Raw genomic sequence first — 210 nt, forward strand, 5'->3', positions numbered from 1 at the left:
ATAAAAAGCACACTACTTATTTATTTTAAGTAATGTGCTTTTTATTAGTCATGATACTACCTATTTCTCTTCTGCTTCTATAATTTCTTTGCTTTCAATTTCTTTTTCAAGTCTTGCAATGAATTCGTCAAGTGAAATAGCTCCTTCGTCACCTTTGGCTCTACTTCTTACAGCTACTTTATTCTCATCTTGTTCTTTTTGACCAACGAT

The 210-nt window shown here is 31.4% G+C and carries 1 protein-coding gene; it reads right to left on the reverse strand.

Features of this window, described 5'->3' with window-relative positions:
- Positions 1 to 60: 60 nt before the first annotated feature.
- On the reverse strand, positions 61 to 210 hold the full coding sequence (locus AACQ14_RS24180) for a His/Gly/Thr/Pro-type tRNA ligase C-terminal domain-containing protein (RefSeq protein ID WP_339366087.1): 150 nt from the start codon (positions 208 to 210) through the stop codon (positions 61 to 63).

The sequence above is a fragment of the Vallitalea maricola genome (assembly GCF_036985595.1).
Lineage (GTDB): Bacteria > Bacillota > Clostridia > Lachnospirales > Vallitaleaceae > Vallitalea > Vallitalea maricola.